Consider the following 14,875-nt stretch of genomic DNA (forward strand, 5'->3'; position numbering starts at 1 on the left):
CTGATGCATGCTGATCGAGTAGCCCGCGCAGCGGGCGTATCGAGATCCCCCCGACGAAGGAGTCCGGCCATGCCACTCGACGACACCACCCCCGTCATCCTCCACGGCGCCCGCACCCCCTTCGCCCGCTTCCGCGGCGCCCTCGCCCCGCTCTCCGCCGTCGAGCTCGGCGCCGTCGCCGTCCGCGCCGCCCTCGAGCGCTCGGGCGTCCGCCCGGAGGACGTCGACGCCGTGATCCTCGGCCAGGTCATCCAGGCCGGCGCCGGCCAGGGCCCCGCCCGCCAGACCGCGATCCGCGCCGGCCTCGGCTGGGACGTCCCCGCCACCACGATCAACAAGCTCTGCCTCTCCGGCCTCACCGCCGTGATCGACGCCGCCCGCCTGATCCGCACCGGCGAGGCCTCCGTCGTCGTCGCCGGCGGCCAGGAGTCGATGACGAACACCCCGCACCTGCTGCTCGGCGCCCGCTCCGGCCTGGGAGTCGGCGCGCAGCCCCTCGAGGACGCGCTGCTGCACGACGGCCTGCTCGACCCCTTCGACGACCGGATGATGGGCCGCGTCACCGACGACGGCAACGCCGAGCGCGGGATCCGCCGCGAGCGCCAGGACGCCTTCGCCGCGCTCTCGCACCAGCGCGCCGCCGCCGCCCGCGCCTCCGGAGTCCTCGCCGAGGAGATCGCGCCGGTCTCGGTCGCGCAGCGCCGCGGCCCGGACCTCGTGGTCGCCGAGGACGACGGCATCCGCCCCGAGACGACCGTCGAGATCCTCGCGGGCCTCCGCCCCGCCTTCAGCCCCGAGGGCACCATCACCGCCGGCAGCTCCTCCCCCATCACCGACGGCGCGGCCGCCCTCGTCGTCGCGAGCAAGGGCTGGGCGCTCTCCCGCGGCCTGCCCTGGCTGGCTGAGATCGCCGAGCACGGCCAGGTCGCCGGCCCCGACAACTCGCTGCACTCCCAGCCCTCCGCCGCGATCCTCCGCGCCCTCGCCCGCCGCGGCGGCACCGTCGCCGACCTCGACCTGATCGAGATCAACGAGGCCTTCGCCTCGGTCGTCCTGCAGTCCGCCGACGACCTCGGCGTCGCTCCCGAGGCGGTCAACCTCGACGGCGGAGCGATCGCCCTCGGCCACCCGGTCGGCGCCTCGGGCGCCCGCCTCGCCCTGCACCTCGCCCTCGCCCTCCACCGCCGCGGCGGCGGCCTCGGCGCCGCGGCCCTCTGCGGCGGCGGCGGCCAGGGCGAGGCCCTCCTCCTCCGCGCCTGACCGGGCCCCCGCGAGATGCCACTTGTGCACGCCTCCCACGGCGTGTCGCGTGCACAAGTGGCATCTCGCGGAGGGGATCAGGCGGCCGGGATACCCTCGCGGGATGAGCATTCTCAGCGCCGACGGCCTCGAGTTCGTGACCCAGCGGCACCTGGCCACCCTGTCGACCCCGTGGCAGCAGGGGCGCCTGCACGTCGTCGCCGTCGGCTTCACCTACGAGGACGGCGTCGTCCGCGTCATCACCTCGCGCGAGAGCCAGAAGGTGCTGAACGTCCGCCGCGGCGGCACCGCGACCGTGAGCCAGGTCGACGGCATCCGCTGGCTGAGCCTCGGCGGCCCCGCCTCGATCGAGGAGGACCCCGAGTCCGTCGCGCACGCCGTCGAGCTCTACTCGCAGCGCTACCGGACGCCCCGCGAGAACCCGCTCCGCGTCGCCATCCGCATCGACGTCGACTTCGCCCTCGCCTCCTCGGGCCTGCGCGCGGAGTAGCCCCGTGCACCCCCCCGCCGCGCTGAGGGCCGACGGGCCCCCGTCGTCGCTGCGGACCTACCGCTACGTCCGCGTCTCGTTGGTGGCCGCCGTCCTGCTCCTCGCCGTGGGAGTGACGTGGCACCTGGTCGCGGTCGGCCCGCTGCGCTCGATCAGCGCCGCCTACTACACGCCCGTCCGCTCGCTCTTCGTCGGCGCGCTCTTCCTCGTCGCGCTCGGCCTCGTCGTGCTCGCCGGGCGGAGCGTCCGCCGCGCTCTGCTCGTGGTCGCCGGGTTCACCGCCCCCGTCATCGCCCTGGTGCCCGCGCCGATCCCCTCCGACGAGCTGGAGCTGCTGACGCGCACCGGCTGCCTCGACGGCGCCGTCCGCTGCAACGTCCCCGGCAGCGGGGACGAGATCGCCGTCGGGATGCTCGCTTACCTCGTCGTCGCCGCCGCGATCCTGGTGGCCTCGCTCGCGTTCCTCGCCCACGACCGCGCGCTCGATCGCGGCGCACGGTGGCGGGCCGCCGGTACCGGTGCGCTGCTCGCCGGACTGGCCGCCTTCTCGACCACCCCGGCCTTCGCCGAAGTCGCCCACTACGCCGCCGCCGCGCTCTTCTTCCTGCTCAGCGCCGTCGTCGCCGGCATCCACGCCCACGCCGTCCGCTCCCAGGGCGTCCGCGGGCCGGGCTCACCCCGCGGCTACGCGATCGCCTACTCCGCGCTCGCCGTCCTCCTCGCCGCGGTCGACGCCGCCGCCGTCGTCCTGCTGCTGACCGGCCGCGCCTCCGCGCTCCTCGGCGAGCAGTGGCTCCTCATCGTCGAGGCCGTCGCCCTCGCCCTCTTCACCGCCTTCTGGATCCTGCAGACCGCCGAGAACTGGCGCGACCCGGACCCGACGGCCCGCTGAGTCGGTCGCCGAACTCGTACATATGGCTGACCAAACGCAATTGGGCAGTCAGTAGGCCTGCCCTCCGCGGCGTGTCGATGCCGTTGCCGCGTCTAGACGAGAAGCCTCCGCACCCCAGGGCCCGCGGGCAAGCGCTGCAGAGGCCAGAACGAGCCGGTGGGGAACAGCATTCCACTGGTGCACTCCAATCATTGGGTGCACACCCAGACGCAGCGAGGACGACAAGGGCAATCAGGCCCAAAACTCAGGCGATCGCAAGACGGACGGCGCTCTCGAACAAACGCCACACGACACGCGCCAGTTCGAGCATGTCGCCCTGGAGCACGAAGGCTCCTTCGACTCGGCGAAGGAACCAACGGCTGCTCTGAGCGCGACGCCCATCGCTGCCGCGCTGAAGACGGCGCTAAGAAATGTCTCGGCGCGGACCACCTCATGCCCTCCGGATGCTCACCGTTGCGGGGTTGCATACTGCCATCGATAGACTCGCCGCAACCGCGTTGAACAGGGAGAACCGCGCGGGCGACTAGATAATCCGGGGGACCATTGCCAATATTTGTTGTTTCCCGCAGCGCACCCGATCATCACGCCGACGCCACCCAAGGGGAACGAAAGCCGAAGTTCACGGCGCGCCTTAACCCGCTCCAAGCGTTGTCTCGCGCTGAGCGCGAGGATCGGGGCTGGAGGCAGTGCATCCGGCAGCAACAGTTGCACCGCCGGTCCGATTCTGGAGATGTAATTTTCGCCGACCAGTGCGGGCGCTGTGGGCACCTGGGCGAGGTGAGCCCGCTCGTGCGCTTGACTTCTCCGTCGACGAACACCGTTACTGCCACCCCGCTGGAAACACACAAAACTTGGTCGACGACGTGCAGAAAAAGGCTGCCCCCTCCGTGTCTCGCGGTCTCTCTTGCAGTACCGTCGATCCCGTCGTCGCATTTAAGCAACACTCAGAGTGGAGAGCACGATGCCCGTAAATGACGATGAGTACAGCAAGGATTCGGTCAGAAGCTGGCTCGACGATTTCACCATCCGCGAGGATGCCGCGTCTGAAAGTGACGTCGTCGCGGCGGCGCGCGAGGTAATGGTTTACCTGCGTCGCGCGGTCCATCGCCCGCGAGCGTCCCTGACGAAGCTTGCGGTGACCATTGTTACCTTCGACGTCTTTAATCGCCTCAATCGAGGAGTCGCAGTCGCTGACTCTCGCCGGACTTCTGCTGCTGCGCTCGCAGTATTAGGCATTGTTACTAGGGGTTTCAGCTCAGCAGAAGGAGACCCCGATAGCGATCAAACAATAATCCTGCGCGAATGTAAAGCTCACATTGAGAAATCGATTGGAGATGATTCAAGTTGGCGAGAGGTTTGGTCTGAGGCAACTCGCCTGGGAGGCATCATCGGGTTTGAGTTCGCCGCCGAGACCCGCCGAGGTTCACGATTGTGGACGCAACTGGCGCTACTTGCCAGCCAAGAGACCAAGCTGCTTCTTGAGAAGGTACCTGAAGAAGCAATTCAAGAAATTCGCAATGCCGAAACAAGCTTCCGCAAAACGCCCACCTCCACGATCATTGGTGCGTTTTCCGATCCTCGTCCCGGCGATTTTGAATTGATCGATGACGGCAAGCACAAGTCACCAATCTTCACCTCCGAACTGGATCCGCTCGATACGAGCGACCTGACTACCCTGCAACATCAGCTCAACCCTTCCGCAGCAAAGCGTTTAAACGTGTGGTTTGGCACCAATCGAAAGCCTCTTCGAACCAAAGACTCACAAAGCGATTTCACAAATACGCTCTCGCACACAACTTCTTATGGAGTTTGCGCCGTCAATATCCCACGACCCGAAATGCCAGTGGGCGGAATACTTGGACCGTATTTTTCAACGTGGTTTCGCATCGGATCAGAACGTGGAGCACCGCGCTTGGCGGCGGTGCGCAGATTCGACGATAGGCAAAGCTTCATCGACGCATTCGACGGCCAGGTGAGCGCCACGCCGGATGAACGATCCTGCCTCGTTTTCGTCCACGGATTTAACACTTCTTTCAAGCAAGCGGCGGTAGCAACAGCGCAGATCTCCTGGGCGATCAAGCATCAAGGCCCTACTGCGATGTTCAGCTGGGCCTCGCGCGGGAACGTATTGAACTATAGCACCGATGAAAAAACGATCGATAAAAGTCGAGAGAATTTGGTTGAGTTCCTTGAGACTTTGAGAACTTGTGCGAGTATCGAAAAGATCGATCTAATCGTTCATTCATTAGGCAATCGACTGGTACTACGCGCGTTCTCCGATTGGTTCAGTATAAAGAAGCCCACCTCGCCTCCCTTGCGAAATCTTTACCTTGGAGCACCAGACGTCGCAGTAGAAGAGTTTTTTGAGGGTGCACCGGTTTATAAAGCGGCTGCAGAAAAAATCACGATGTACGGATCGAACGCGGACACGGCCCTATTAGTATCCAGCGCCATGCACCGGGGAACTCTACGAGCTGGGCAGACGCCTCCTGGCAAAACGGTCGTCGGGATTGACACCATCGAGACCAGCCATGTCGATCGATCGCCAGCTCGACACTCCTCGGTTATACATGAGGGCACCGTAAGATCTGACATCTATTACATCCAAGCAGGCGAATACGACCCAGCAGCTCGCCCGAACCTTAACCAAGCGTTTTCTACCTACTCCCCGGACTACTGGCGCTTCGGTTAGATCTTTATCAATTAAGGTCAAAGCAGGAGTAACGAGATAACCAGGGGTAGTCGAGGAAGGTAGACACGCTGGCGCATTCCACCGCTGTTGGTCAGTGGACAATCCATTTTCGGCCGACTCGACTTCCGACGGCTCCATAGAAACCATGGATTCTCGCGCTGCCCCGCGATCGTCTCTTTCTCCATTCGCGACGGTCAGCGCCCGGGCTCAGAATCGGCGAACTCCGACGCCCGTGGACCGCTGGATGCGGGGTCTCCACTAGCGGGAACAGGGCCGACCGGCGGGGGTGACGGGCTCGCGCACGCGGCCAGCACGACGGTCACCACCGCGCCCGTCAGCAGGAGCGACGTGCGCCGGGCAGCCCCCGCCCCTCGGCGAGAAGGTGCTGCGGTGGTCCTCGAGGCAGCGGAGCACCGCGGAGCCCTCTGCGCGAGACGGCGGATCACTCGTCACCGACCCGCTCGAACTGCGCACGGACGTACCGGGGACGGAGAAGCTCGCGCCATGCCCAGCCGAACCAGGAGACCTCCGGGTCCGGAATCAGCGACGACCAGACGGTGGCGGCGTACGCCGTCGAGCCGAGGATCGCAGCGGCGCGGGCGAGCACGGCGTCACCGAGGGCGGACGCGTGCAGAGCGACCGCCCCGATGATCACGGCGAGGAGGGCGACGCCCGCGACGAGAGAGCCTGCGCGGCGTCTCGGTGCACGACCTCGTCCGAGCAGGAGACCCGCGGCGAGTCCCCCGACGAGAGCTGCCCTCGTCACCACGTCCTCATCTGCCGTCCGCGGCGGCAGCGGACGCATCGACGACCGGCACCGATGCCGTACCGGGAGCGGTGCCGGCGCCGCGAGTCCGATCGAGCGCTCTCGACGCGCGATGCGGATCGCGAAGGTCTTCCTGGGACTGCATGCTGCGACCTCCTCGAGGCCGCCCGGGTGAAGGCCCTCGAGGATCATCAATACCAGTATTGGGCAGATCGCACGGCCCTGGCGCGTGACGCCCGCGTCCACGCCGCGGGACCGCTCCCCTCGGGCGATCCCGCCCGGAAACGCAGAAGGCCCGCTCTTTCGAGCGGGCCTTCCGATGGTGGTGGATCCGAGGGGATTCGAACCCCTGACCTCTTCATTGCGAACGAAGCGCGCTACCAACTGCGCCACGGACCCGTGCCTTTCGAGCCGTCACCGGCCCGAACAACTCGTCCACACTAGCACGTGGCCGAGGGGCGGAAGACCGCTCAGGCTCCGCGGCGGCGCTGGAGCGCCTGGTCGAGGTCGATCGCGTCGACGCCCTCGACGACGCCCATCGCGGCGAAGCGCGAGGACGGTCGCGGCGCCTCGGGGACGGGGACCGGGCCGGTCGCGCGCGGCGAGCGGATCGGTGCTACCTCGGGGGCGGAGGCGGCGGCGCGCTGGGCGATCTCGGCGTCCGCGGCGGCGGCGCGGAGGCGCTCGACTGCGTCGATCGAGGCCATGGCGCTCGCGGCGACCGTGCCGCGGGACAGGTACAGCGGCTTCGGCAGCGGCTGCGGCGTCCAGCGCGACTCCTCCTCGGCAGCGGCCTCCTCCTCGGGGGACGCCTCCTCCTCGGCCAGCTCGGCCTCGAAGACCTCGGCGCGGCGGCGGGCCACCTCGGCGGTGCTGGTCGAGACGGTCGCGGGAGCGGCGCTCTTCCGACGTCCCGGAGCGAGCATGATCAGGATGCCCAGCCCGGCGGCGAGCACCAGCACGCCGACCAGCGGCACCACGCCGGCGCCGCCGAGTGGCAGCATGACCAGCCCGACGAGGGCGACGACCAGGCCGATCAGTACCGTCAGAGCCGCGCCGCGGCGCCAGCGCATCACGCCGGGCGCCGTCCGGGTGCTCTGCCGCGTGCTCGCGGCCGCCCGCCGCAGCGCTTCGCGCGCCGCCTTCTCCGCCTGTGCCAGCTCCATCGCCTGTGCCTTCTCTTCGGCTCGTTGTCGGGTCTCGGTCGCCCGGAGGGTGCGCTGCTGCAGCGCGACCTCGCGGGCCGTCGCCTCCGCACGCACGTGCTCGGGCACCTCGGCGGTCTCGGCGAGGATCCGCAGGGTCTGCTGGAGCCTCACCGCGTTGCGCTCGGTCGCGTAGAACGACCGCCGGCGCATCCACGCGGGGATGAGGTAGGCGACCCACAGAACGGCGGCGAGCGCCCAGACGACGCCCCCGCCCAGCCAGTCGCTACTCATGCGACCAACGCTAGGAGCACGGGGCGCTCCCTTCCGTCATTACGGGTAGGTGTGTCCGTGCGGATCGCGGATCAATCGGCTCCCCGTCGGGGGGACACCGGCGCCGTCGGGAGGCCCGGAGAGGCCGGATCGGTGGGAGGCGCGCTGGTCGGCGTCGGTGGGCACGCCGACGTCGGACGGCACCTGGCCCTCGAGATAGCGGCGCAGGACGCCGCGCGGCACCTCCTCCGCCACCAGGGCGAAGCAGAAGTGGTCGCGCCAGTCGCCGTTGATGTGGATGAAGCGGCGGCGCAGGCCCTCGTAGCGGAAGCCGAGCTTCTCGACCACGCGCAGGCTCGGGCGGTTCTCGGGGCGGATGCAGATCTCGATCCGGTGGAGTCCCAGGTCGAAGAAGGCGTGATCGGTCGCGAGGGCGACGGAGATCGGCGTGATGCCGCGGCCGGCGTAGCGCTCGGAGACCCAGTACCCGATCGAGCCGGAGGAGAGCGAGCCGTAGCCGATGTTGGAGATGTTGAGCTGACCGGCGAGCTCGCCGTCCCAGTCGATCAGGAACGGGACGCCGCCGCCGGCGCGCGCGTTCTGCTGCAGTGACCGGATGCTGGCGCGGACGTCGAAGGCGGCGCCGCCGCGGGGGTCGGACGCCTCCCACTGCCGCAGCCAGGCGCGGTTGGCGATCAGCTCCCGCTCGAGAGGGCGGGCGTCCCGGACCCTGATCGGGCGGATGGTGACACGACCCTCGGTGAGCGTCGGGATCGGCAGCGGCATGTGCTGACCCTACTGCGCGCCCGGAGCCGTCGAAGGGGGTGGACCCGGGCGGCGGAACGCGGCAGGGGGCGCGCCCGCGACCGGCACCGTCACCATGCTGGTCGAGTAGCGCCGCAGGCGCGTATCGAGACCCACGCGCACCGAGCTCCGGCGAGGGTGGATCTCGATACGTCCGCTGCGCGGACTACTCGATCAGCATGGAGAAGAGGTGCGGAGTATGCGATCAGCATGGAGAGGCCGGTCGCCCATGCTGGTCGAGTAGCGCCGCAGGCGCGTATCGAGACCCACGCGCACCGAGTTCGGGCGACGGTGGATCTCGATACGTCCGCTGCGCGGACTGCTCGATCAGCATGAGGGGGGCGCGGATCGCCGGGTCGACGGCCCCGCAGGGCAGGAGCAAGCGCGACCCGCGGCTCAGAGGCCCGCGACGAAGTCCTTCAGCCAGGGCTTGAGGTCGGAGCCGAGGTCCTCACGGTCGGAGGCGAGCTGCACGATGGCCTTGATGTAGTCGAGCTTGTCGCCGGTGTCGTAGCGGCGGCCGCGGAAGACGACGCCGTAGACGCCGCCGAACTCGGCCGGGTCCTGCGCCATGCGCTCGAGGGCGTCGGTCAGCTGGATCTCGCCGCCCTTGCCGGGCTCGGTGTGCTCGAGCACGCCGAAGACGTCGGGCTTCAGGACGTAGCGGCCGATGATCGCGAGGTTCGAGGGCGCGTCCTCCTTGGAGGGCTTCTCGACGAGGCCGGTGATGCGCACCACGTCGTCCTCGTCGGTCGTCTCGACCGCGGCGCAGCCATAGAGGTGGATCTGGTCGGGGTCGACCTCGAGGAGGGCGACGACCGTGGTGTCGCGCTGCTCCGCGACCTCGATCATGCGGGTCAGCAGCGGGTCGCGCGCGTCGATCAGGTCGTCGCCGAGGAGGACGGCGAACGGCTCGTCGCCGACGTGGCGCTGGGCCCGCGAGACGGCGTGGCCGAGGCCCTTCGGCTCGCCCTGGCGGACGAAGTGCACGTCGGCGAGGTCGCTCGCGTACTGCACGTGGGCGAGCTTGGCGTCGTCCAGCTTCTTGGCGAGGTTCTGCTCGAGCTCGGGGACCGAGTCGAAGTGGTTGGCCAGCGCGTTCTTGTTGCGCCCGATGATGACCAGGACGTCCTGGAGACCGGCGTCGGCCGCCTCCTCCACCACGTACTGGATCGCCGGCTTGTCGACGACCGGCAGCATCTCCTTGGGGATGGCCTTGGTCGCCGGCAGGAAGCGGGTGCCGAGACCGGCGGCGGGGATGACGGCTTTGCGGATACGAGTGCCCATGGGGCGCCATACTAGCGGCGGCCGTGGTCCGGCACGTTTCGGCCCTGACAGGGGCTTGCCAAGCGTGCACCGCACGCGGGAGTGCGGGTTGCGGGAGGACTCCTCAGCACGGCGATCGGGCCCGGGGAGGCCGCGGGACACCCCCGATCTAGACTGTGGCCATGCCAGCCGACATCAGCCACGAGAAGCGGGCGCTGCGGGCCGAGCTCCGTGAGCGCCGACGCACGCAGACCGCGACGGCCCGCGAGCAGGCCACCCTCCACCTCACCCAGCACCTCGTCGACCTCGCGACCCGCCTCGGCGTGCGATCGATCGCCTGCTACCTCTCCGCACCGGACGAGCCGAGCACCCGCCCCTTCCTCGGCTGGGCCGAGAGCCGCGGCATCCGCGTCCTCTTCCCCATCTCCCGCCAGGACGGCCTGCTCGACTGGGCGGTCGGCGACGGCCACACCGAGACGCAGGGGCTGTTCGGCATGCCGGAGCCCGTCGGTCAGCTGCTCGGCCCGATCGCCATCAACGACGTCGACCTGATCATCGTCCCGGCCGCCACCGTCGACCGCTCGGGCATGCGGATGGGCTGGGGCCGCGGCTACTTCGACAAGACGCTCGGCTCGATGGAGAAGTGCCCGCCGGTGTACGCCGTGATCTTCGACAGCGAGTTCGTCGACCACGTGCCGAGCGAGGTGCACGACCAGGCGGTCGACGGCGTCGTCACCCCGTCCGGCGTCGTCGACATCGGCCGCTGAGCCGCTCCCCTCTTCCCCTCCCCCTCGCCACCACCCCGCCTCAGGAGCACCAGTGCCCACCTACTCCTACCGCTGCACGCAGTGCGGCAACGCCTTCGACATCCAGCAGAAGTTCACCGACGATACGCTCACCGAGTGCCCGAGCTGCCAGGGCGCGCTGCGCAAGGTCTTCAGCGCGGTCGGCGTGACCTTCAACGGGTCGGGCTTCTACCGGACCGACTCGCGCGCGTCGGGGTCGGGCTCGGGCTCGAAGGAGTCGAAGGGCGAGTCGGGCGGCGGCTCGTCCACCCCGGCGACCGCCGGTGCGGGGTCGGGCGGCTCCGGCTCGTCGAGCTCGGGGTCCTCCGGCTCGGGATCCTCCGGCTCGTCGTCGTCCTCGTCGGGCTCGGGCTCCTCCTCGTCGTCCTCCTCGTCCGGATCCTCGGGCTCCTCCTCGAAGCCGTCCTCCGGGTCGGGCTCCTCCTCCTAGGGCGGCGCTCCCCCGGGAGCCCGCCCGCCTCCGCGCACGACCTCCCGCCCGCCGGCAGAAACGGAACAGATCATGATCAACGGCTTCAAAGAGTTCATCCTCCGCGGCAACGTCATCGACCTGGCTGTCGCCGTGGTCATCGGCGCCGCGTTCACCACGATCGTCAACGCGCTCGTCACCGGGATCTTCAACCCGATCATCGGCGTGATCTTCGACGCGTCCTCGCTGGAGGCGCTCGGCTGGACCCTCCGCGCCGGCGAGAACGGCGAGCCCGACACCGTCCTCGCGTACGGCGCCGTGATCTCCGCCCTGATCCAGTTCGTCATCGTCGCGTTCGTGCTCTACTTCGCGTTCGTGCTGCCGATCAACCACCTCAAGAACACCGCGTTCAAGAAGAAGATGGACGACGCTCCCGCCGCCGAGGACAAGGCGCCGACCGAGCTCGAGCTCCTCGCCGACATCCGCGACCTGCTCGCGAACGGCGGCACCGCGACCACCGCGAACTCCGGCAAGCACGTCGACTGACGCGTCCCGGAGCGGACGGAGGGGCGGCGACCGACGGGTCGCCGCCCCTCTCCGCGCGCCCGTCGATGTGCGCGCAGCGCACTCCCCAGCGTGCGATCACGTCAATTCTTGTTAACGGTAACAAAGTGCTCGCGTGTCGCCGCCGCGAGCCTTTAGTGTGTGGATCCTCACCACCCGTGCGACGGAGCACCGGCGCCCTCCTCGCAGGGTCCGCGCCTCGTCGCCCTCTCGATGACGAGGAATCCTGCATGAGACGATCACGCTCGACGTTGCGGACCGCCCTGGCGACCACGACGATCGCCGCCACCGCACTGCTCGGAGCCGCGCTGCCGGTCTCCGCCTCCGGAGCCACGGCCCAGCCGCTGCTCCACTACACCTTCGACACCGCCCCGACCGGCACGACGGTCGCCGACTCCAGCGGCAACGGCTACAACGGCACCCTGCGCGGCAGCGGCGCGACCGTCGCCGGCGGCGCGCTCAGCCTCCCGGGCGGATCCGCCGCCGCCGCGCCCTACGTGGACGTCCCGACGGCCGGCCTCGTCGGCAAGAAGGACCTCACGGTCTCGACCTGGCTGTCGAACCGGACCGGCCCCGCGAACACCGCGGCCGCCTTCCTCGGCGCCCCGGTCGCGGCCGGCGCCTCGTTCTCCTCCGGCTACTACCTGCTGAACCCGACCAACCCGGCGGGCTACGTCAAGTCGGTCGTCACCAACGGCACGAACGCCGGCGCCCCGTGGTCCACCGAGGTCGGTCCCGGCTCGACGAACGCCGCCAGCACGGGCCTGCGCACCCCCGCCGGCTACTCGCTCTACACGACCGTCATCGACGGCACGAACGGGACCCTCTCGGTCTACGTCAACGGCACCCGGATCGGCCAGAACGCGATCACGCGCAACGTCTCCTCCTTCGGCGCCTCGCTGGTCGGCTATCTCGGCCGCTCGACCTACAACGACGCCGGCTGGAACGGCCTGGTCGACGACTTCGCGGTCTACGACAGCGCGCTCACCGCCGACGCCGTCACCGCCCTGTACTCGTCGCAGGCGATCGACCGCGCCGTCGCCTCCGTCTCGATCCCGACCACCGCGACCGCCGGCTTCGCGCTGCCCACCAGCAGCGCCGGTGTCGCCGTGACCTGGCGCTCGAGCAGCTCCGCGATCGCCGTCTCGGGAGGCAGCGCCGTCGTCACGCGACCGGCCGCCGGCTCCCCCGACGCCGCCGTGGTGCTCACCGCGACCTTCACCTCCGGCAGCGACACGCGCACCGTCGACTATCCCGTGACCGTCACCGCCGAGCTCGCCGACGCGGACAAGGTCCAGCGCGACCTCGACGCGGTGACCGTCGCCCAGGCCGGCGACGTCCGCACGAACATCTCCGTGCCGACCCGCGGCGCGCTCGGCTCGAGCATCGCCTGGACCGTCGTCGGCTCGAGCGCCGCGACGATCCGCGACGGCAGCAGCGCCGACAGCCGCACGATCGTCGTCGAGCGCCCCGCCGCGGGCAGCCCGGCCGTCGACGTGACCGTCCGCGCGACCGCGACCAGCGGAGCGGTCGCCCGCACCCGGGACTTCACCCTCCGCCTCCAGCCCCTCCCGACCGGGAAGGACGACACCGAGGCCTACGTCTGGGCCTTCTTCACCGGCGAGGGCGCCGGCGCCGAGCGCGTCAGCCTCGCCGCCTCGAAGGGGAACGACGCGCTCGACTGGAACACGCTGAACGGCGGCGAGCCGGTCTTCACCTCCGACCAGGGCACCAAGGGCCTGCGCGATCCGTTCGTGATCCGCTCGCACGAGGGCGACAAGTTCTTCATGCTCGCGACCGACCTCAAGATCGACGGCCTGGCCGGCGGCTTCGACACGGCGCAGAAGTCGGGCTCCACGTACATCGAGGTCTGGGAGTCGACCGACCTGGTGACCTGGTCGGCGCAGCGCCACGTGAAGGTCTCGACCGACTTCGCCGGCAACACCTGGGCGCCCGAGGCGTACTGGGACGACGAGCTCGACACCTACGTGGTCTTCTGGGCGTCGAACATGTACCCGACCGCGAACGCGGCCGACCGCACCGCCGTCACCTACAACCAGATGATGTACGCGACCACCGACGACTTCGTCACCTTCTCGGAGGCGAAGCCGTGGATCGACGTCAAGCGCGGCACCGGCCGCGGCACGATCGACTCGACCATCGCGAAGGACGGCGACACCTACTACCGCTTCACGAAGGACGAGGCGTCGATGACGCTGCGCGAGGAGAAGAGCACCGACCTGCTCGCCAGCATCAGCGGCACCCTGCCCGGGACGTCCGGACCGGCGGACGAGTGGACGCTCGTCAAGGAGCGGGTCGCCTCCGGCCTGCCCAACGGCGAGCCGAACGGCACCTTCACCAGCGGTGAGGGCCCGAACGTCTTCCCCGCCAACGAGGGCGACGTGAACGGCCTCGACTGGTTCCTCTTCATCGATCAGCCCGACTACCACGCCGGACCGAACCACTACATCCCGTTCGGCACGGACGACCTCGCCGCGGACGCCTGGCAGCCGCTCGGGTCGAAGCTGCGGGAGAACCTGCCGCAGAACTCCGACGGCGGCAAGCCCCGTCATGGCACGGTCATCCCGGTGACCCGCGCCGAGTACCAGCGGATGCTCGAGGCGTACGCCCCGGCCGTCGCCGTCGCCTCGGTCGCCCCGATCGCGGTCTCGACCGCGGCCGGCACCGCGCCCGTGCTCCCCGGCGCCGAGCTCACCACGGTGGACGGCGCGAAGCGGACCGTCGCCGTGACCTGGGACGCCGTCGCCCCGGCCTCCTACGCCGCCGCCGGGACCTTCACGGTCCGCGGCGTCGCGCAGGACGACTCGCGGATGCCGGTGACCGCCACCGTGACCGTGCAGTCCTCGCTGAAGGTGACGGCCGCGGCGAGCACCCGCTGCGTCGCCGGCAAGGTCGTGCTGACGGTCGTCGCGACCAACGGCGACACCGTGCCGATGGACGTCACGGTCACCTCCGCGGCGGGCACGAAGTCCTACGCCGCAGTCAAGCCGGGCGCCAACGCCTCCGCCGCCTTCACCGTCCGGGCCGCCCAGCTCGCGGCGGGCGAGGCGACGGTCACCGCGACCGCCACGGTCGCGGGCGCGCCCGTCACCTCCACCCTGAAGGCCCCGTACGCGGCCCGCACCTGCGGCTGACCCGGGGAACGCCCTGACGGCGGCCCGTCGCGCTCCGGCGCGGCGGGCCGCTGCCGTGCGTGCCGTCCCCTCCCGCGAGATGCCACTTGTGCACGCGACACGCCGTGGAGAGCGTGCGCAAGTGGCATCTCGCGGAGGGCGACGGGGTCAGTAGTGCGGGGGGACGTCCTGGCGGAGGCGGGCGTCGTTCGGGCCCGTGTCGGGGCGCGCGGCGGGCGCCTCGCGGTCGGGGATCACGGCGTCATGGGGGGACGGGTCGGTGCCGGGCTTCGCGGGCAGGGTCGCCCGCCGGCCGCCTCGCGAGCGCCGGAGCGGTCGGTCGGCGCCGGCGGGCGAGGCGTCCTCGGGCACGC

At 69.8% G+C, this 14,875-nt stretch carries 13 protein-coding genes and 1 tRNA gene; 8 read left to right on the top strand and 6 right to left on the bottom strand.

Translation table 11 applies throughout. From position 1 onward, the window contains the following. Positions 1–69: 69 nt before the first annotated feature. From HQQ82_RS05365 to HQQ82_RS05380, 4 genes are all read left to right on the top strand, one after another. Entirely contained in the window at positions 70–1,260 is a 1,191-nt protein-coding gene (locus HQQ82_RS05365) for an acetyl-CoA C-acyltransferase (RefSeq protein WP_173231983.1), read from the top strand. A gap of 103 nt (positions 1,261–1,363) precedes the next feature. After that, complete coding sequence (locus HQQ82_RS05370; protein ID WP_173231984.1) at positions 1,364–1,750, top strand: pyridoxamine 5'-phosphate oxidase family protein; 387 nt, start codon at positions 1,364–1,366, stop codon at positions 1,748–1,750. A 4-nt stretch (positions 1,751–1,754) separates the two neighbouring features. Further along, entirely contained in the window at positions 1,755–2,642 is an 888-nt protein-coding gene (locus HQQ82_RS05375) for a hypothetical protein (protein ID WP_173231985.1), read from the top strand. A 961-nt stretch (positions 2,643–3,603) separates the two neighbouring features. Further along, positions 3,604–5,334 carry an alpha/beta hydrolase gene (locus HQQ82_RS05380; protein WP_173231986.1) on the top strand — a complete coding sequence of 577 codons (1,731 nt, stop codon included), beginning with the start codon at positions 3,604–3,606 and terminating at the stop codon, positions 5,332–5,334. Positions 5,335–5,776: 442 nt separating this feature from the next. Here the strand turns inward: HQQ82_RS05380 and HQQ82_RS05385 are convergent, their stop codons facing one another. The 5 genes from HQQ82_RS05385 to galU form a co-directional block, all read right to left on the bottom strand. Next, complete coding sequence (locus tag HQQ82_RS05385; RefSeq protein WP_173231987.1) at positions 5,777–6,346, bottom strand: hypothetical protein; 570 nt, start codon at positions 6,344–6,346, stop codon at positions 5,777–5,779. Between the two features lie 77 nt (positions 6,347–6,423). Beyond that, positions 6,424–6,499: transfer RNA gene (locus HQQ82_RS05390), tRNA-Ala, on the bottom strand. A gap of 71 nt (positions 6,500–6,570) precedes the next feature. Continuing rightward, complete coding sequence (locus tag HQQ82_RS05395) at positions 6,571–7,539, bottom strand: hypothetical protein (protein WP_173231988.1); 969 nt, start codon at positions 7,537–7,539, stop codon at positions 6,571–6,573. 39 nt (positions 7,540–7,578) lie between these two features. Then, complete coding sequence (locus HQQ82_RS05400) at positions 7,579–8,304, bottom strand: GNAT family N-acetyltransferase (protein ID WP_173231989.1); 726 nt, start codon at positions 8,302–8,304, stop codon at positions 7,579–7,581. Positions 8,305–8,718: 414 nt separating this feature from the next. After that, entirely contained in the window at positions 8,719–9,609 is an 891-nt protein-coding gene (galU, locus tag HQQ82_RS05405) for a UTP--glucose-1-phosphate uridylyltransferase GalU (protein WP_173231990.1), read from the bottom strand. Positions 9,610–9,770: 161 nt separating this feature from the next. Between galU and HQQ82_RS05410 the strand changes: the two genes are divergently transcribed. The 4 genes from HQQ82_RS05410 (at position 9,771) to HQQ82_RS05425 (ending at position 14,522) form a co-directional block, all read left to right on the top strand. Beyond that, positions 9,771–10,355 carry a 5-formyltetrahydrofolate cyclo-ligase gene (locus HQQ82_RS05410; RefSeq protein WP_173231991.1) on the top strand — a complete coding sequence of 195 codons (585 nt, stop codon included), beginning with the start codon at positions 9,771–9,773 and terminating at the stop codon, positions 10,353–10,355. A gap of 52 nt (positions 10,356–10,407) precedes the next feature. Next, on the top strand, positions 10,408–10,824 hold the full coding sequence (locus HQQ82_RS05415) for an FmdB family zinc ribbon protein (RefSeq protein WP_173231992.1): 417 nt from the start codon (positions 10,408–10,410) through the stop codon (positions 10,822–10,824). Between the two features lie 72 nt (positions 10,825–10,896). Further along, positions 10,897–11,349, top strand: coding sequence for a large conductance mechanosensitive channel protein MscL (mscL, locus tag HQQ82_RS05420; protein ID WP_173231993.1), 453 nt, complete (start codon positions 10,897–10,899; stop codon positions 11,347–11,349). Between the two features lie 248 nt (positions 11,350–11,597). Next, a complete protein-coding gene (locus HQQ82_RS05425) occupies positions 11,598–14,522 on the top strand; it encodes an immunoglobulin-like domain-containing protein (protein WP_173231994.1) in 2,925 nt (974 codons plus the stop codon). Positions 14,523–14,669: 147 nt separating this feature from the next. Here HQQ82_RS05425 and HQQ82_RS05430 read toward each other — a convergent pair whose 3' ends face one another. Further along, positions 14,670–14,873, bottom strand: coding sequence for a hypothetical protein (locus HQQ82_RS05430; protein WP_173231995.1), 204 nt, complete (start codon positions 14,871–14,873; stop codon positions 14,670–14,672). Between the last annotated feature and the right edge of the window lie 2 nt (positions 14,874–14,875).

Origin of the sequence: Rathayibacter sp. VKM Ac-2856, assembly GCF_013205055.1 — a bacterium.
GTDB lineage: Bacteria > Actinomycetota > Actinomycetes > Actinomycetales > Microbacteriaceae > Rathayibacter.

Excerpts from the sequence above, each read along its gene's own strand:
- HQQ82_RS05365 (WP_173231983.1), top strand. The coding sequence starts at position 70 with ATGCCACTCGACGACACCACCCCCGTCATCCTCCACGGCGCCCGCACC.
- HQQ82_RS05370 (WP_173231984.1), top strand. The coding sequence starts at position 1,364 with ATGAGCATTCTCAGCGCCGACGGCCTCGAGTTCGTGACCCAGCGGCAC.
- HQQ82_RS05380 (WP_173231986.1), top strand. The coding sequence starts at position 3,604 with ATGCCCGTAAATGACGATGAGTACAGCAAGGATTCGGTCAGAAGCTGG.
- HQQ82_RS05395 (WP_173231988.1), bottom strand. The coding sequence starts at position 7,539 with ATGAGTAGCGACTGGCTGGGCGGGGGCGTCGTCTGGGCGCTCGCCGCC.
- HQQ82_RS05400 (WP_173231989.1), bottom strand. The coding sequence starts at position 8,304 with ATGCCGCTGCCGATCCCGACGCTCACCGAGGGTCGTGTCACCATCCGC.
- galU (WP_173231990.1), bottom strand. The coding sequence starts at position 9,609 with ATGGGCACTCGTATCCGCAAAGCCGTCATCCCCGCCGCCGGTCTCGGC.
- HQQ82_RS05410 (WP_173231991.1), top strand. The coding sequence starts at position 9,771 with ATGCCAGCCGACATCAGCCACGAGAAGCGGGCGCTGCGGGCCGAGCTC.
- mscL (WP_173231993.1), top strand. The coding sequence starts at position 10,897 with ATGATCAACGGCTTCAAAGAGTTCATCCTCCGCGGCAACGTCATCGAC.
- HQQ82_RS05425 (WP_173231994.1), top strand. The coding sequence starts at position 11,598 with ATGAGACGATCACGCTCGACGTTGCGGACCGCCCTGGCGACCACGACG.